This is a genomic window from Mesorhizobium sp. 10J20-29, assembly GCF_054130485.1.
Genome location: NZ_CP199156.1, coordinates 2,057,126 through 2,073,160, shown reverse-complemented (window position 1 = coordinate 2,073,160; position 16,035 = coordinate 2,057,126). Strand labels below are relative to the sequence as shown.

Here is a 16,035-nt window from a genome sequence, read left to right as displayed (position 1 = left end):
GTCATGCTTCGGCCACGGTCGTGATGGGTCCGTAGCGCTGGGGACTGACCCAGCGACCATCCGATTGGGCGATGAACGAAACAACCAGGGCGCGCCAGAAGAGCGCGGCGTCGAGAAGGCGGATCAGCGGGAAAAGAAGTCCATACAGAAGCATGCTCGGACGACGTTCCACCAGGGATACGACAACCGTTAGTGCGTAATCCGTCGCAAGGAAGAGAGCGACCAGCGGAACCGGCGAGATCATTTCGACATCCATGTCGAGCAGCGAGAAAGCCGGAACGTGGATACCCGCGGTGAGGTACAACGCCAGCATGACTGGCAAGGCGAGCACAAACGCGGAAATCGTGAGCAGCTCGATCAGCAGCGCGCCGAGCGACAGCCAGAACATGCTGGGCCAGACACCGTTGCGCCAGACTGTCTGCCAGAACCCGAGATACCAACGCTGAACCTGCTTGCGGTAATCGTTCAGCGTGAGGGGATCCTCGGACGAACAGCGGGCTGTCGGCGTGTAGGCGACACGGCCGAGCCGCTTGCGCTGCACCTCGAAGGTCATGTTGAAATCTTCGATCACGAGCCCGGGTGCCGTGATGTCGATATGCTCAAGAACACTCGCGCGATACATGCTGGCGAACCCCGGCGCGATATAGCTCACATTCGTCCAACGCCATGACTGGCCGTACTGAAAAGCCGTCTGCAGGAGACGGTAAAGCCGGGTCCTGTACGCGGCGTAGAGCAAGTCGGGACTGGGCCAGAACTGGCTGCGCCACCGGGAAAGGACATGGCCGGCGACCACCGCGTTTCTCGGATCGTCCAGAAGCGGAAGTGCATGCTCGAGATAGTGCGGGTCGATTTCGGAGTCGGCGTCCTGAATAAGGACGGCCTTGTATCGACCACAAAGGTCGAACTCTACGAGAGCGGTAGCGAGCGCCTTTGCCTTGCCACCGTTCGGCTGGATATCGACAACGTTACATCCGGCTTCACGAGCCAGCTCTACCGTCCGGTCCCTGGAGCCGTCGCTCGCCACGAATATCTGGGAGGCAGGAACGATCGCCCTCAGCGCGGCAAGACACTTTGGCAGGGCCACTTCCTCGTTGTGTGCAGGAATGACCACCGCGACATCGTCGACCGACAGCAGAGGTTGCCGGCGCCGAGGCGCAAACAGGTTTTCCGATACGAGGCGGGCAATGCCGACGGTACACCAAAAAGTTATGCTGACACCGAGCGACGCAGCGATTATCGGCAACAGCCAACCGCTATTGAACAACGTTGTCATACACGTGCCTGAGGCCGTCCGCTCCGGCCATTCATTGCGAACGCGGCAACGAGGGTCACTTCGTCCGAGCGACGCTCATCCTTCGAGGACACGAACTCGGCGTACATCTCTCTCAAGCCGTCGGCCAGGCTGACCTTTTGGCTCCATCCCAGGGCCTCGACCTTCGATGTGTCCGGCCAGCGTCCGCGATGATCCGAGATGAAGTGCCTCTGGAAGACAGCTCTCCCGGACAAACCGGTCGCCTTCTTCACGGCCTCGAACAACTGCTTGATCGTGAGCTGCCTGCTGCCACCAATGTTGTAGGCCTCGCCGTTCGACCCGCGCTCCATCACGGTAAACAGGCCGTCGATCAGGTCATCGACATGCAGGAACGTGCGCGTTTGCGAGCCGTCCCCATAGATCAAGACCGGCTGGCCATTGATCAGGCTGCCGATCATCTGAGGAATGACCCGCTGGTCTTCCGGAGACATTCGCGGACCGTATGTGTTGAAGATGCGCACGATGCGTGCGTCGACCCCGTACTTGCGACCGTAATAGCAGGTGAGCGCCTCTCCGAAGCGCTTTGCTTCTTCGTACGCACTGCGCGGTCCAACCGGATCGACATTGCCGGCATAGGTTTCGGCCTGCGGGAAAACCTGCGGGTCGCCGTATGCCTCCGCAGTGCTGGTGAACAGGAAGCGTGCACCGGAGGTGCGGGCGATTTTCAGCAGGTTGTAGGTTCCTGCCGAGGATGCCAGCAGCATCTCCTCACCGAGAAGCTCGATGTTGGGCACGCCGGTCGGACACGCAGGTGATATACTCGGGAATAATGACGTCGCAAGAAGCGCGTGCAGTCTTCGGCATTTGAGACATCGAGCTGGATGAACCGGAATGATGGATTCCGCTTCAGATCGACAATATTACTCTCTCGCCCTGTCGACAGGTCGTCGACGCAGTCCACCTGCATCCCCCTTGCCAGCAACGCGCGGACAAGGTTGCTACCGATGAAGCCTGCCCCACCGGCAACAAGGCAACGGTTACGATTCAGTCTGAGATTACGCATGCACCTACACCCACCACTTGTCCGACCCACGTTAAAGTTGCAGGTTTTCCACAGGGCGGCAACTTTATCGTTAATGTATAGTTAACGAGAGCAGGACCTTAAGATGCTGAAAACTCTTAACTAATGAGGCCTTCAGAGGATTGCTGTATCGAATTGAAACACTTCCTTTGAGCTCCGCGGGAGTAAGCACCGTTGACATTGAGCAATCTATGGGGCAGCGGGACGCGCTTGATTCATTCGCTATTGAAACGGCGAATGTGCCGCCATAGCCACGGGCAATCGAGTGGCCCGAACTGGCACACACTGTCCGAAGTGGCGCCGGCCGCTGCGACAAGAAAAAGCCGCCACCGACCTTAAGTCGGCAGCGGCTTCCTCCACCTATGCGGCGCCTATCAGTCTGCGCTTAGTTGGTGCGCATCGACAGGCAGAGCTCGTCGCGGTTGGGATCCGTGTTGGCCTCGCAGGCCGTCGACAGGCTGGCCTGGTCTTCCTCCGACATGGCCTCCCAGGCGGCCTTGATCTCTTCATTCGAGCGGAGGGTGGTCATCGAATCGTCGGTGTAGAACTGGTGGACGCTCGGGCTGTTGAGATAGTTCGCCGGGTCAGAGCCGCCGCGATCGCTCGCCGAGGTCGACGAGGTTTCCTGGGCGAAAGAGGCGCCGGCCATCATCAGGGCCATGGATGCTGCGAGAAGAATTTTCATGGTGGTTTCCTTCCTTGTTTCGTTCCGGCAGTCGGTAACTGCACTGCCAAACGAACCGCCGGGCGGACGGAAAGTTCCGGGAAAATTTCTTCCTCCGGACACGGCATCGTGATCGGCGCCGTGCCGCCAAACGCCTGTCATTTAAAGTGTAATCCACGCTGCACCCCGGCATCCGGCCGCGCATGACGGGCGTCGGCAGGCCATCGCGCAACTGTCCCAGAAAAATCGTCGGCAGTCCGGGAACGCCCGCGGCCATCGTGAGTTGAAGGACAGATCACGCCCCCGTGATCCCACTCCAAGTCAAAGGGACAGAACATGGCCAAGGAAAAGACGCTGGAAGATCTCTTCCACGACACGCTGAAAGACATTTACTACGCAGAGCGCAAGATCCTGAAGACGCTGCCCAAGATGAAACGCGCAGCCCAGTCCGACGATCTCAAGGCAGCCTTCGACAAGCATCACACCGAAACCGAGGGCCAGATCGAGCGCCTGCAGCAGGTCTTCGAACTGCTTGGCAAGCCGGCCCGCGGCAAGACCTGCGATGCCATCGAAGGCATCATCGCCGAGGGCGAAGAAATCATGGACGAGTTCAAGGACACGGCCGCCCTCGACGCGGGACTGATCTCCTCGGCACAGGCAGTCGAGCATTACGAGATGACCCGCTACGGCACGCTGAAGCGCTGGGCGACCGAGCTCGGGATGAACGACGCCGCCAAGCTGCTTGATGCCACGCTGCAGGAAGAATCGAAGACCGACGGCGACCTGACCAAGCTCGCGGATGCTTCCGCCAACCAGCGGGCCAAGGCCAAGAAGGCCGCCTGACGACCCGACCCGGGAAGCCCTGTCTTCCCGGGTCGTTTCTTTCGAGGTCTTCGGCCCCGCGAGGCACTGCAAACCACGCCCCCGCCCGCTTCCAGTCCACCAATCCGAGGTATTTCAATGGCCCGCAAGCCCAGCAAGACAGCAAGGACCGGCCGGTCCGACGGATCCGCCGTCACCATCCACGACCAGAAGCTCGCGCGCGGCAATGGTGGCGAACTGCACCAGACCGCCGGCAGCGATACCGAGGCGATGACCACCGCGCACGGCGTTCCGGTCTCCGACGATCAGAACACGCTGAAGATCGGCACGCGCGGCCCGACGCTGATCGAAGACTTCCACTTCCGCGAGAAGATCTTCCATTTCGACCACGAGCGCATTCCCGAGCGCGTGGTGCATGCGCGCGGCTATGGCGCGCACGGCTATTTCGAGACATATGATTCGCTCGCCGAATACACCCGCGCCGACATCTTCCAGCGCGCCGGTGAGAAGACGCCGGCCTTCGTGCGTTTCTCGACCGTTGCCGGCTCCAAGGGATCGTTCGATGTGGCGCGCGACGTGCGCGGCTTCGCCGTGAAACTCTACACCAAGGAGGGCAACTGGGATCTCGTCGGCAACAACATTCCGGTCTTCTTCATCCAGGACGCGATCAAGTTTCCCGATCTGATTCACTCGGTTAAGCCCGAGCCCGACCGCGCCTTCCCGCAGGCCCAGTCGGCGCACGACAATTTCTGGGACTTCATCTCGCTGACCCCAGAAAGCATGCACATGATCATGTGGGTGATGTCGGACCGCGCCATCCCGCGCTCCTTCCGCTTCATGGAAGGCTTTGGTGTCCATACCTTCCGGCTGGTCAACGCCAATGACGAATCCACCTTCGTCAAGTTTCACTGGAAGCCGAAATTCGGCCTGCAGTCGGTGGTCTGGAACGAGGCGGTCAAGATCAATGGCGCCGATCCGGATTTCCACCGCCGCGACCTCTGGCAGGCCATCCAGTCCGGCGATTTTCCGGAATGGGAACTCTGCGTCCAGCTGTTCGACCAGGAATTTGCCGACAGTTTCGACTTCGACATTCTGGATCCCACCAAGATCATCCCTGAAGAGATCATCAAGCCGATGCCGGTCGGCCGGTTGGTGCTCGACCGCATGCCCGACAATTTCTTCGCCGAGACCGAGCAGGTGGCGTTCATGACGCAGAACGTGCCGCCAGGCATCGACTTCTCCAACGACCCGCTGCTGCAGGGCCGCAACTTCTCCTATCTCGACACGCAGATCAAACGGCTGGGCTCGACCAATTTCAGCCATTTGCCGATCAACGCGCCGAAATGCCCGTTCAACCATTTCCAGCAGGACGGCCACATGGCGATGCGCAACCCGGTCGGCCGCGCCAATTACGAGCCGAATTCCTGGGGCATGGGACCGCGCGAGGATCCGCAGCGCGGCTTCCGTTCCTTCGCCGATGCCGAGGAGGGCCAGAAGGTCCGGCTGCGCCCGGAAAGCTTTGCCGACCATTACAGCCAGGCGCGGCAGTTCTTCATCAGCCAGACGGTGCCCGAGCAGCAGCATATTGCCATGGCCCTGACCTTCGAGCTGTCGAAGGTCGAGACGCCCGTCATCCGCGAGCGCATGGTCTCGCACCTGCTCAACATCGACGAGGGGCTGGCCGAGACCGTAGCCGACAAACTCGGCATCAAGGAACTGCCGAAGAAGGCCGACGCCGCCGTTGCACCGCGCGACGACCTGCCGGCCTCCGATGCGCTGTCGATCGTCAAGAATGGTCCCGCCAGTTTCGCCGGTCGCAAGGTTGGCGTGCTGGTCACTAACGGCTGCGACGCCGGCATCGTCAAGAAGCTCGCCGCAGCGCTGAAGAAGGAGGGCGCCATGATGGAAATCATCGCGCCCAAGGTCGGCGGCGTGGAGGCCTCCGATGGCAGCTTCATCGAGGGCCACCAGATGATCGACGGCGGTCCGTCCGTGCTCTACGACGCGGTGGCGCTGATCGTTAGCCCGGAAGGCGCCGAAAAGCTCACCAAGGAGGCAACGGCCCGCGATTTCGTGGCCGATGCCTTCGCCCACTGCAAGTTCATCGGCCATGTCGAGGCGGCTCAGCCGCTCTTCGACAAGGCGCAGGTCGAGCTTGACGAGGGTTTCATCGAACTTGGCTCGGCTGCCGGCATCTCCAGCTTCATCGAGAGCTGCCGCAAGCTACGCCTCTGGGCGCGCGAGCCAAAGGTCAAGCTGTAAGTCACCCCGGACAGGCGCCCGGCGCGGTTTCTGCCGCGCCGGGCGCCTTTCGCGTTCCAAGGATCGGCAAGAAGGCCGCTACAACCCCAGTCATTCCCCTGCCCGCCGGATTCTGCTTCGATGACGGCAAACGGCAACGCGCCAACTCCTGATGTCAGGCAAATCTTTGCAAGGACCAAAACGATGACCGTCCGCTATAGACTGGGCTGCGACCTTTCATATCAGGTCATGAACCTGACCCTCTTCATCTTCAACATCGAGGTGGCCCGGCTGCCGAGGCACCGCGACCTCGTCGAGACTCTGACTTTCTCGCCGCAACTCACGCGGCGCAGCCACACGGTGCCGGACATGCAGAACCGGTATGTCAGCGTCGATGCCGATGCCGGTCCGCTCGACGTCCACTACGAGGCGGAAGTCACACTGGACGTGCACCGTGCGGATCCTGCAACGGTGCACGAGACGCCGCTCGGTGACCTCCCGCTCGACATCATGCCCTTCCTGCTGCCGTCGCGCTTCGTCTCTTCCGACAGGCTCGCTGCCTTCGCGCAGCGCGAGTTCGGGAACGTGCCGCCCGGCCACCAGCGTGTCACCCAAATCTGCAACTGGCTCTACGACAATCTCGACTACCAGCGCGGCTCCTCGGACCAGTTCACCACTGCCGACGAAAGCCTGATCATGCGGGCCGGCGTCTGCCGCGACTTCGCGCATCTCGGCATCGCCTTCTGCCGCGCCCTCAACATCCCGGCGCGCTTTGTCAGCTGCTACGCGCACGGACTCGAGCCCGGCGATTTCCACGCTGTGTTCGAGGCCTATCTCGACGGCCGCTGGTGGCTGTTCGACGGCACACGCCAGGCCAATCTCGACGGCCTCATCCGCATCGGCGCCGGCCGCGATGCGGCCGAGATCGCCTTTGCCACGCCGTTCGGCCAGATGGAGGCCGGACCGATCAACATCTCGATGGAGCGCGCCGATGGTTCGCCCGAGCCTTCGACGCGCACCACCGACGCGATCTCGACCGAAGAACCGGGGCCAGGCGCCGGCTAGGCTTCACTGCCTGGGGTCAACGGCGCTCGTCGCTTGTTTGATATATCAGCCATCTGTAGTGTCGCACCGGACCGAACCTTATCCGGCCGGCGACAGGATTAATGATGCTTAATGACAGGGTGGAGCCGGCCGCGATCAGGGCCTACCGCGAACTCGAGCGGCTGATCGTCACCCTCGAACTTGCACCAGGCAGCACCACCACCGAAGGAGCGCTGATCGACCGGCTGGCGCTTGGCCGCACGCCGGTGCGCGAGGCGATCCAGCGTCTGGCCTGGGAAAGCCTGATCGAGATCCGCCCGCGCGCCGGGCTTGCCATCGCGCCCCTGCATGCCGGCGACTGGCTGCGCGTCATCGACGCGCGCGCCGGCGTCGAGATCGTGCTGGCGCGGTCTGCCGCGCGCTTCGTCACGCTGGATACGGCGCGGCTCTTCGAGGAGGCGGCGCGGGCTATGCAGCGTGCGACGGCCTCTTCCGACGTTCTGGCCTTCCTCGAGGCCGACAAGGCACTCGACGAGGCGCTGGCGCTGGCCGCCGACAATTTCTTTGCCGCCCGGCTCGCCGCGCCGCTGCAGACGCACAGCCGCCGCTTCTGGTACCGCTTCCACCGCGAGACCGGGCTTGCAGTTTCCGCCCGCCACCATGTCGAGCTGATCGAGGCGATCGTGCGCCATGACGAGGAGGCCGCCGGCGAACGTGCCGCACAGCTGATGGCCATGCTGCGCAGCAATGCGGAGTTGGCTGCGACGCGCTGACCGCCGGGCGGGGCATTCAGAGACTGCCGCAAACGAAAATGGCGGACCGAAGCCCGCCATCCCGATCTTCTACCCGGCTTGCCGGGAGGGTTTCCGCCTGCCGCTCAGCGGTAGGGGTAGCCGGCCTTCTTCATCACGCCGGCATAGTCCTTGAACGCCTGGACCACCTTGGCCGAGCGCGGGCTCGCCGAGGCGATCTCGTCCCAGAAGGCTTCGGAATCGTCGACCACCTTGCCCCACTCCTCCGCCGGAATCGAGGTCAGTTCCATTTTCTCGCCCTCGACGCGGAGCTTCGCCTCGCCGCCCCAGTACCAGACGTCGCGATAGTAGTGCGACTGGTCGATGGTCGAGCGGTAGAGCTGCTGCAGGTGCGGCGGCACCTTGTTCCAGCTTTCGGTGTTGGCAAAGTAGGAGCCGAACCAGGCGCCGGTGACCGAGTTGGTCAGCGCGTAGTTGCAGACGTCCGCCCAGCCGACCTCGTAGGCTTCGGTGAAGCCGCACCAGGCGACGCCGTCGAGCTCGCCCGTCTGCATCGCCACCTCGACGTCGTCCCATGGCACGGTGACCGGGATCAGGCCGTATTTCGACAGGAACTTGCCGGCCGTCGGCACGCCGAAGACGCGCAGTCCGTTCATGTCGGCAAGGCTGCGGATCGGCTTGTTGACGGTGAAGATGTGAAGCGGATCCCAGGCGCCCGAAGACAGCCAGGTCACGTTCTCGACCTCGCCATAGGCCTCGGCCCAGATCTCGTTCAGGCCATAGTAGTTGAACAGCGACGGCACATCGAGGCTGTAGCGCGTGGCGAAGGGGAAGTAGCCGCCGAACACCGAGATGTCGACCGGCGAGGCCATGGTGGCGTCATCCGACTGCACGGCGTCGATGGTGCCGTTCTGCATGGCGCGGAACAACTCGGCCGTCGGCACCAGCTGGTCGGCGTAATAGAGCTCGATCTCCATCTCGCCATTGGCCGCCGCGTTAAAGGCGTCGATCTGCGGCTTGATGACGTGCGCGCCGAGCGGCGCGCCGGAATAGCTCTGCAGGCGCCACTTGATGGGTGCCTGTGCCCGCACGATGGCCGGCGCGGCAAGCGTCGAGCCGGCAAGGGCCGCGCCGCCGAAACCCGCATTGCGCAGAAAGGTGCGGCGGCTCGCCAGGATCTTCTCGGATGGAGATTGCGTCTTGTTGTCTTTCGTCATCGTCACTTTACTCCTCTGGTGGAACTGGTGTTGCGGCCTCTGCGGGCCGTTGGCGGCAGTCGGGGGTTCAGATCCCCCTGACATGGTGGGGCAGCCAGAGTGCCAGCTGCGGAAAGATCATGACCAGCGCGATGGTCAACGCCATCATCACGACGAAGGGCCAGATCGAGCGGTAGATGTCCTTCAGCCCGATCTCCTTTGGCGCCATGGCGCGCATAAGGAACAGGTTATAGCCGAAGGGCGGGGTGATGTAGGCGATCTGGCAGGTCATGGTGTAGAGCACGCCGAACCACACCAGGTCGAAGCCGAGCAGCTTGACCAGCGGTACGTAGAGCGGCGCGACGATCACCAGCATGGCAGTGTCGTCGAGGAACATGCCCATGATGATGAAGGACAGCTGCATCATGATGATCACCTGCCAGGGCGACAGGTCCCAGCTGGTGATGAACAGCGACTCGATGGCGCGCACGGCGCCCAGCCCGTCGAAGATGGCGCCGAAGGCGAGTGCCGCCAGGATCAGCCACAGGAACATGCAGGAGATGGCAAGCGTCTTGCGCGCCGTCTCGGTGATGAGGTTCCAAGACAGCCGGCCTTTCAGCGCCGCGGCGATGGTCGCCGAGGTGGCGCCGACCGCGGAACTCTCCACGAGGCTGGTGATGCCCATGACGAAGAGGCCGGTCATGGTGAAGAAGATCAGGAAGGGGATGATGCCGGCGCGCAGCAGCGCCAGCTTCTCGCGCAGCGGCATCTTCAGTTCCTCATCGGAAACCACCGGCGCGAGTTCCGGGTTGATGCGGCAGCGGATCACCACATAGATGACGAACATCCCCGCCATCAGCAGGCCGGGCACCACGCCAGCCAGCCAGAGCTGGCTCACCGGCTGGCGCGCGATCATGCCGTAGAGCACCATGACGACACTCGGCGGCACCAGGATGCCGAGCGAGGAGCCACCCTGCACGACACCCGATATCAGCACCTTGTCGTAGCCGCGGCGCAGCATCTCGGGCAGCGCGATTGTCGCGCCGATGGCCATGCCCGCGACCGACAGGCCGTTCATCGCCGAAATGATGACCATCAGGAAGATCGTGCCGATGGCCAGCCCGCCGCGCACCCGGCCGAACCAAACATGCAGCATGCGGTAGAGGTCCTCGGCAATGCCTGACTCGGCCAGGATGTAGCCCATGTAGATGAACAGGGGCAGCGTCAGCATCGGGAACCAGTTGAACAGCTTGAAGGTCGCGCTGAACGGCATCTCCACGGCGCCCTGGCCGTAAAGCAGCAGCGCCGCGCCAGCCGCGACAAAGCCGATCGCCGCGAAGACGCGCTGCCCTGTCATGAGCAGCACCATCATGGATGCGAACATCAGTATGGCGATAAGCTCATAGCTCATGAAAGGTCGGCTCCGCGGAGTGTGGCAATATGCTTGAAGACGAGGGACACACCCTGCAGGAGCATGAGAATGAGACAGGCGACCATCAGCGCCTTGATCGGGATCATCGAGGGATTCCACATCGAGAAGCGCCGCTCACCGGTCTCGATGGCGTATTTCAGGCTGGAGATCGAGCCGATCAGCATGACCGACAGGTAGAACAGCATGCAGCCGATGGTGACCAGGTCCATCTTGGCCCGCCCGCGCGGCGAGAGGCGCTCGTAGAACAGATCCATACGGACGTGGGAATCGTCCTTGATGGTCATCGCGCCGCCCATGAAATAATAGGCCGCCAACGTGAACTGGGCGAACTCGATGCACCAGTGCAGCGGTATGTGGACAACGTTGCGGGTCACCGCGTCGAGCAGCAGTACGCCGACCATGACGAAGATCAGCATCATGGCCAGGTAGCCGACATAGTCGGACAGCCGGTCGATTATCCGCACGTAGTGTCTTATTGCGGCTGGCATGCTTGCCCCTGGTACTGTGTCGAGAATAGGCACGAAATCGCAGTGTGGCCGGAACTCATCGGATTGTCACCTCAGCCTCACGCAGCGACGCGGTCAACATCGCGTCCGGCGGCGTGTCGCTGATCAGCAGATCGAGATCGGACAGCGCACAGACCTGGAACGCCGCACGGCGGTCGAACTTGGTGGCGTCGGCCACCACGACCACGTTTCGCGCCCGGCCGATCATCGCGCGCGCCATCTGCGCCTCGTCGAAATTGGCGTCCATCACGCCCGCCTTGGCGTCGATGGCGGCGACCGTGAGCACCGCGTAGTCGGCCTGGAAGGCTTCGACCTGCCGGATGGCGAGCGGGCCGACAGTCTCGGCATTGTCACTGCTGTAGCCGCCACCGAGCAGGTAGACCGCGTTGTCGCCGCCGGCCGCGCCGAACACCTGCGCGACGCGCAGCGAATTGGTGATCACGGTCATGCCGCCGGTCGGCGCCAGTTCCTCGGCGCAAGCCAGCGTCGTCGACCCGGTGTCGATGAACAGCGTGTCGCCGCGCTCGATGACGCCGGCGAGCTTCACGGCGATCTGCCGCTTGGCCTCGGCGTTCTCGGTCATGCGCTGCTGGAAGCTCGACTCGGACTGCAGGCGCGGCCGCTTGGCGCCGCCATGCACCTTCTGCACGATGCCGGCCTCGGCCAGCAGGCCGAGGTCGCGACGGATCGTTTCGGTCGACACGTCGAAGCGCACCGCCAGCGCATCGACCGAGACCTGCCCGTCCCTGTCGATGATCGCGGCGATCTGGCTTTGCCGTTGCTTTGGTTTCATTCCGCCCCCAAACTTGACACGAAACAAGCGGCAGCGCCCAAGTCAACAGCTTTTTGTTGGATGCGGCAAAGTTTTGTAGTCATTAGTCCGATTTCGTTGACTAATTGGTCATTCCGTGGGCATGACTGCCCAATTCACACTCACGTGGCGGCGAGCCAGGCGGGAGAGTCGCTCAACCGATGTCGCAGGACAGTTCCTCCGAGGTTTTCGACGTTGCCGTGATCGGTGGCGGGGTCATCGGTTGCGCCGTGGCGCGCAAGTTCGCGCTGGAGGGTGCCCGCGTCGTCATCCTGGAAAAGGCGCTCGACATTCTCGACGGCGCCTCCAAAGGCAACAGCGCGATCCTGCATACCGGCTTCGACGCGCCGCCCGGCTCGCTGGAACTCGCCTGCATCAAAGCCGGTTACGCCGAGTATCTCGACATTCGCGAGCGCCTTAACCTGCCGCTCGTGCGGGCTGGCGCGCTCGTGCTCGCCTGGACCGAGGAACAGGAAGCGGCCCTGCCCGGACTGATGGAGCAGGCGCGGACCAATGGTATCACCGACATCCAGCCGCTGACGGCCACCGAGGCGCTGAAGCTCGAGCCCGAGCTTGCCGGCACGCTGCGCGCTGCCTTCCGCGTGCCGCGCGAACATCTCATCGACCCGTGGTCGGCGCCGCACGCCTATCTGTTGCAGGCGATGGAGAACGGCGCCGTGCTCCGGCGCGACTGCGAGGTTCTGGGCGGCATCTATGACGGCGTCGCCTGGCGGCTCGAGACAAGCCGTGGCGGCGTGCAGGCGCGCCTCGTCGTCAACGCCGCCGGGCTCTATGGCGATATCGTTGACGAACGGCTGACCGGCCGGCGCGATTTCCACATCAAGCCGCGCAAGGGCCAATTCGTCGTCTTCGACAAGACCGCCGCGCGGCTCACCACGCACATCCTGCTGCCGGTGCCGAGCAAGACGACCAAGGGCATCGTGGTCTGCCGAACCGCCTACGGCAACCTGCTCGTCGGACCGACTGCCGAGGAGCAGGAGGATCGCAGCGTTGCTGAACTGGTGCCCGGCGCGCTCGCGGCGCTGCGCCGGCGCGGCGAGGAAATCCTGCCGGCGCTCGCCGGCGAGGAGGTCACCGCCATCTATGCCGGCCTGCGTCCGGCGACCGAATACAAGGACTACCGGGTCCGCGCGCATGAGGGCAAAGCCTACATCACCGTCGGCGGCATCCGCTCGACCGGCCTGAGCTCCGCACTCGGCGTGGCGCGCTACGTGCAGGCGCTCGCCGTGAAGCTCGGCCTCCCGGCTCAGCCGCTTGCCGATCCCGTCTGGCCGCGCCTTCCAGCGCTCACCGACGAGGGCCAGCGCGACTGGCGCGCCGCGGGCAATGCCGGCATCGTCTGCCATTGCGAGCTGGTCACCAGGCGCGAGGTCGAGGCCGCGATGGAAGGCCCCCTGGCGCCGCAAACGCTTGCCGGGCTGAAGCGCCGCACCCGTGTCACCATGGGCCGCTGCCAGGGCTTCTACTGCTCGGCCGAGCTTGCCGCGATGACGCGCGACCGGCTTGCGGTTGCGATGACGGAAACCGCCGATGGCTGATTCAGCGCCGCAAAGCTGCGACGTCGCCATCGTCGGCGGCGGGCCGGCGGGACTTGCCGCAGCCGTTGCGCTGCGCAAGGCAGGCGTCGCATCGGTCGTTGTTCTGGAACGCGAGGCGCAGGCCGGCGGCATACCGCGCCATTGCGGCCACTATCCCTTCGGCATGCGCGAGTTCAACCGCGTGCTGCGCGGCCCCGACTACGCCGCGCGGCTGGTCGCCCGGGCGCTGAAGTCGGGCGTCGACATCCGCACTTCCGTCACCGTCACCGCGCTCGACCCTGGTGGCCGGCTCGGCCTGTCGACGCCAGAAGGCGCTGCCGAGCTTGCGGCAACGCGCGTGCTTCTGTGCACCGGCGTGCGCGAGAAGAGCCGCGCCGCACGGCTGATCGGCGGCGAAAAGCCCGGCGGCGTTCTGTCCACCGGAGCGCTGCAGGGGCTCGTCTATCTCAATCACCAGAAGCCCTTCTCGCGTCCCGTCGTGCTCGGCACCGAGCTCGTCTCCTTCTCCGCACTTTTGACCTGCCGGCACATGGGCATCCGCCCGGTCGCCATGGTCGAGCCCGCCAGCCGCGTCACGGCCCGCTGGCCGACCCGCCTGTTGCCCAAGCTCCTGCGCATTCCGCTTCTCCTCGACACCGGCATTTCCGCAATCCATGGCGGCTCGAAAGTCACCGGCGTGGACCTCGTCACACCCGACGGCGGCACGCGCCACATCGACTGCGACGGCGTCATCGTTACCGGCGCCTTCCTGCCCGAGGCTTCGCTGCTCAGGGCCAGCCACCTCGCCGTCGACCCCGCCAGCGGCGGGCCGGACATCGACCAGTTCGGGCGCTGCTCCGACCCGACCTATTTCGCCGCCGGCAACCTCTTGCGTGCAGTGGAAACCGCCGGCTGGAGCTGGGCCGAGGGCCGCCGCGCCGGCAACACGATCGCACACGACCTGAAGAGCAGCCTTCCCGAGCCGCGCGAGGGGCTGCGGCTGGTGATGGCCAGCGACGCGCTGAAATACGCCGTGCCGCAGCGGGTCGCTTATCCCGCGGGCAGCCCGCGTTCGGCGACGAAAATCCAGCTGCGCGTCACACGCCCGGTCGAGGGGCGGCTCGGCCTGCGCATCGACGGCACCGAGCTGTGGTCCAAGCCGCTCTCGGCCGTGCCAGAACGGCGGCTGACGGTGCCGGTCTCGATGCTGCCCGATGGCCGGAAGGGTACCGCAGAATTCTTCGTGCGGGAGCAAGCAAAGTGAACACGCTGGCGATCGACCAGGGCACTACCAGCACGCGCGCGCTCGTCGTCGACGCAGCAGGCAAGGTAACGCCGCTGGCTTCGCTGCCGCACCGTCAGATCTACCCACAAGCCGGATGGGTTGAGCACGACCCGGAAGAACTAATCGGCAATCTGCGAGCCTGTCTCGACGCGTCCGGCGCCGTGCCTGACATCGGCGCCATCGGCCTCGACAACCAGGGCGAGAGCTGCCTTGCATGGAACGCCGGGACCGGCCGCGCCATCAGCCCGGTCATCGTCTGGCAGGACAGCCGCACGGCATCCGACATCGAAAGGCTTGCCGCCGATGGGCTCGAGGCCACGGTGCTGGAGCGCGCCGGCCTGCCGCTCGACCCCTATTTTTCCGCCTCCAAGCTCGGCTGGATCATGCGCGAAATCCCGGAGGCGGCGCGGCTGGCCGCCAAGGGGCAGCTACGGCTCGGCACAACCGACGCTTTCTTCCTTGACCGGTTGACCGGGCGCTTCGTCACCGACGTCGCCACAGCCTCGCGCACCTCGCTGATGAACCTTGCCACCTGCGGCTGGGACGCCGAACTCTGCGCCCTTTTCGGCGTCCCGGTCGACGCCTTGCCTCAGATCGTATCGAGCACCGGCGATTTCGGCGCGCTCGATGTCGGCGGAAGGTCGGTACCGCTCGCCGCCTCCATCGTCGACCAGCAGGCCTCGCTTTACGGCCATGGCTGCCGCGAGGCCGGCGACGCCAAGATCACCTTCGGCACCGGCGCCTTCGCGCTTGCCCTTACCGGCGATCTGCTGCGCACGAAGGCCGGCGGGCCGCTGCCCACCGTCGCCTGGCAGAAGGCCGGCGAGGCGCCGACCTTCGCGCTCGACGGCGGCGTCTACAGCGCCTCCTCGGCCGTCAACTGGGCGCGCGGCCTCGGCCTGTTTTCCGACTTCGCGGAGATCGACGCCTTCGACGCGCCGGCGGCAATCGACCGCGGCATCGCCTTCGTGCCGGCGCTCGCCGGGCTTGCCTGCCCGCATTGGGATCGCTCGGCGCGCGGCGCCTGGCTCGGGCTGTCTCTCGATTCCTCGCCCGCCGACATGATGCAGGCGCTGTTCGAGGGCGTGGCGCTGCGCATGGGCGAGGTGGCCGCCGCCCTGCAGGAAACCGCGCCGCTTTCGGCGCCGGTATCGATCGACGGCGGCATGGCCGCCAACCATTACTTCTGCCAGTTCCTGGCCGACACGCTGCAGCGCGAGATCATCGTCTCCGACCAACCAGAGCTCACCGCCGTCGGTGCCGCCGCACTCGCGGCGGAGGCGGTGGGGAAACCCTTCGACTTTAGGCGCAGCGGTCGCCGCGTGCTGCCGGGCGACGTCCCGTCAGGACGCGCCGAACGGTTCGTGACGGCGCGGCAGGCGATCCAGGCCTACGGAAATTTCAGGTGAGT

Annotated in this window: 15 protein-coding genes; 7 read left to right on the top strand and 8 right to left on the bottom strand. The window is 64.4% G+C overall.

The genetic code is table 11. The features are described 5' to 3' along the window. Nucleotide 1: 1 nt before the first annotated feature. From ACT2BZ_RS09925 to ACT2BZ_RS09910, 4 genes are all read right to left on the bottom strand, one after another. Nucleotides 2-1,273 carry a glycosyltransferase gene (locus tag ACT2BZ_RS09925; protein ID WP_457940792.1) on the bottom strand — a complete coding sequence of 424 codons (1,272 nt, stop codon included), beginning with the start codon at nucleotides 1,271-1,273 and terminating at the stop codon, nucleotides 2-4. Next, nucleotides 1,270-2,046, bottom strand: a complete 777-nt coding sequence (locus ACT2BZ_RS09920) for an NAD-dependent epimerase/dehydratase family protein (protein WP_457940791.1) — start codon at nucleotides 2,044-2,046, stop codon at nucleotides 1,270-1,272. The genes ACT2BZ_RS09925 and ACT2BZ_RS09920 overlap by 4 nt, the downstream gene beginning before the upstream one ends. Continuing rightward, nucleotides 1,977-2,315, bottom strand: a complete 339-nt coding sequence (locus ACT2BZ_RS09915) for an NAD-dependent epimerase/dehydratase family protein (RefSeq protein ID WP_457940790.1) — start codon at nucleotides 2,313-2,315, stop codon at nucleotides 1,977-1,979. Before ACT2BZ_RS09915 ends, ACT2BZ_RS09920 begins: the two co-directional genes overlap by 70 nt. A gap of 403 nt (nucleotides 2,316-2,718) precedes the next feature. Then, nucleotides 2,719-3,018 (bottom strand): hypothetical protein, encoded by a 300-nt coding sequence (locus ACT2BZ_RS09910; RefSeq protein WP_457940789.1) that lies wholly within the window; start codon nucleotides 3,016-3,018, stop codon nucleotides 2,719-2,721. 315 nt (nucleotides 3,019-3,333) lie between these two features. Between ACT2BZ_RS09910 and ACT2BZ_RS09905 the strand changes: the two genes are divergently transcribed. From ACT2BZ_RS09905 to ACT2BZ_RS09890, 4 genes are all read left to right on the top strand, one after another. Beyond that, nucleotides 3,334-3,840, top strand: coding sequence for a YciE/YciF ferroxidase family protein (locus ACT2BZ_RS09905; protein ID WP_457940788.1), 507 nt, complete (start codon nucleotides 3,334-3,336; stop codon nucleotides 3,838-3,840). Between the two features lie 117 nt (nucleotides 3,841-3,957). After that, complete coding sequence (gene katE / locus ACT2BZ_RS09900) at nucleotides 3,958-6,081, top strand: catalase (protein ID WP_457940787.1); 2,124 nt, start codon at nucleotides 3,958-3,960, stop codon at nucleotides 6,079-6,081. A gap of 183 nt (nucleotides 6,082-6,264) precedes the next feature. Beyond that, nucleotides 6,265-7,125 carry a transglutaminase-like domain-containing protein gene (locus ACT2BZ_RS09895; protein ID WP_457940786.1) on the top strand — a complete coding sequence of 287 codons (861 nt, stop codon included), beginning with the start codon at nucleotides 6,265-6,267 and terminating at the stop codon, nucleotides 7,123-7,125. A gap of 101 nt (nucleotides 7,126-7,226) precedes the next feature. Next, complete coding sequence (locus ACT2BZ_RS09890) at nucleotides 7,227-7,877, top strand: GntR family transcriptional regulator (RefSeq protein ID WP_457940784.1); 651 nt, start codon at nucleotides 7,227-7,229, stop codon at nucleotides 7,875-7,877. A gap of 104 nt (nucleotides 7,878-7,981) precedes the next feature. Here ACT2BZ_RS09890 and ACT2BZ_RS09885 read toward each other — a convergent pair whose 3' ends face one another. The 4 genes from ACT2BZ_RS09885 to ACT2BZ_RS09870 form a co-directional block, all read right to left on the bottom strand. After that, nucleotides 7,982-9,073 (bottom strand): C4-dicarboxylate ABC transporter, encoded by a 1,092-nt coding sequence (locus tag ACT2BZ_RS09885; RefSeq protein WP_457940782.1) that lies wholly within the window; start codon nucleotides 9,071-9,073, stop codon nucleotides 7,982-7,984. 67 nt (nucleotides 9,074-9,140) lie between these two features. Further along, the gene (locus ACT2BZ_RS09880; protein ID WP_457940780.1) at nucleotides 9,141-10,463 is read right to left on the bottom strand and encodes a TRAP transporter large permease; all 1,323 of its coding nucleotides are present in this window, start codon (nucleotides 10,461-10,463) and stop codon (nucleotides 9,141-9,143) included. Beyond that, nucleotides 10,460-10,972 carry a TRAP transporter small permease subunit gene (locus tag ACT2BZ_RS09875; RefSeq protein ID WP_457940779.1) on the bottom strand — a complete coding sequence of 171 codons (513 nt, stop codon included), beginning with the start codon at nucleotides 10,970-10,972 and terminating at the stop codon, nucleotides 10,460-10,462. Before ACT2BZ_RS09875 ends, ACT2BZ_RS09880 begins: the two co-directional genes overlap by 4 nt. Before the next feature lie 55 nt (nucleotides 10,973-11,027). Further along, nucleotides 11,028-11,783: a DeoR/GlpR family DNA-binding transcription regulator gene (locus tag ACT2BZ_RS09870; protein WP_457940778.1), complete on the bottom strand. Its 756-nt coding sequence runs from the start codon at nucleotides 11,781-11,783 to the stop codon at nucleotides 11,028-11,030. Between the two features lie 179 nt (nucleotides 11,784-11,962). On the opposite strand from ACT2BZ_RS09870, the gene ACT2BZ_RS09865 reads away from it, so the two are divergent. From ACT2BZ_RS09865 to ACT2BZ_RS09855, 3 genes are read left to right on the top strand one after another with little or no spacing between them, the layout of a single operon-like run. Continuing rightward, complete coding sequence (locus ACT2BZ_RS09865) at nucleotides 11,963-13,360, top strand: FAD-dependent oxidoreductase (RefSeq protein ID WP_457940777.1); 1,398 nt, start codon at nucleotides 11,963-11,965, stop codon at nucleotides 13,358-13,360. Further along, nucleotides 13,353-14,603: an NAD(P)/FAD-dependent oxidoreductase gene (locus tag ACT2BZ_RS09860; RefSeq protein ID WP_457940776.1), complete on the top strand. Its 1,251-nt coding sequence runs from the start codon at nucleotides 13,353-13,355 to the stop codon at nucleotides 14,601-14,603. The genes ACT2BZ_RS09865 and ACT2BZ_RS09860 overlap by 8 nt, the downstream gene beginning before the upstream one ends. After that, complete coding sequence (locus ACT2BZ_RS09855; protein ID WP_457940775.1) at nucleotides 14,600-16,033, top strand: FGGY family carbohydrate kinase; 1,434 nt, start codon at nucleotides 14,600-14,602, stop codon at nucleotides 16,031-16,033. The genes ACT2BZ_RS09860 and ACT2BZ_RS09855 overlap by 4 nt, the downstream gene beginning before the upstream one ends. The last annotated feature ends 2 nt before the right edge of the window (nucleotides 16,034-16,035 follow it).

Bases quoted from the DNA above. Each gene is read 5' to 3' on its own strand.
- ACT2BZ_RS09890 (WP_457940784.1), top strand. From the start codon at position 7,227: ATGATGCTTAATGACAGGGTGGAGCCGGCCGCGATCAGGGCCTACCGC.
- ACT2BZ_RS09860 (WP_457940776.1), top strand. From the start codon at position 13,353: ATGGCTGATTCAGCGCCGCAAAGCTGCGACGTCGCCATCGTCGGCGGC.
- katE (WP_457940787.1), top strand. From the start codon at position 3,958: ATGGCCCGCAAGCCCAGCAAGACAGCAAGGACCGGCCGGTCCGACGGA.
- ACT2BZ_RS09905 (WP_457940788.1), top strand. From the start codon at position 3,334: ATGGCCAAGGAAAAGACGCTGGAAGATCTCTTCCACGACACGCTGAAA.
- ACT2BZ_RS09880 (WP_457940780.1), bottom strand. From the start codon at position 10,463: ATGAGCTATGAGCTTATCGCCATACTGATGTTCGCATCCATGATGGTG.
- ACT2BZ_RS09910 (WP_457940789.1), bottom strand. From the start codon at position 3,018: ATGAAAATTCTTCTCGCAGCATCCATGGCCCTGATGATGGCCGGCGCC.
- ACT2BZ_RS09870 (WP_457940778.1), bottom strand. From the start codon at position 11,783: ATGAAACCAAAGCAACGGCAAAGCCAGATCGCCGCGATCATCGACAGG.
- ACT2BZ_RS09875 (WP_457940779.1), bottom strand. From the start codon at position 10,972: ATGCCAGCCGCAATAAGACACTACGTGCGGATAATCGACCGGCTGTCC.
- ACT2BZ_RS09895 (WP_457940786.1), top strand. From the start codon at position 6,265: ATGACCGTCCGCTATAGACTGGGCTGCGACCTTTCATATCAGGTCATG.
- ACT2BZ_RS09925 (WP_457940792.1), bottom strand. From the start codon at position 1,273: ATGACAACGTTGTTCAATAGCGGTTGGCTGTTGCCGATAATCGCTGCG.
- ACT2BZ_RS09865 (WP_457940777.1), top strand. From the start codon at position 11,963: ATGTCGCAGGACAGTTCCTCCGAGGTTTTCGACGTTGCCGTGATCGGT.
- ACT2BZ_RS09915 (WP_457940790.1), bottom strand. From the start codon at position 2,315: ATGCGTAATCTCAGACTGAATCGTAACCGTTGCCTTGTTGCCGGTGGG.
- ACT2BZ_RS09885 (WP_457940782.1), bottom strand. From the start codon at position 9,073: ATGACGAAAGACAACAAGACGCAATCTCCATCCGAGAAGATCCTGGCG.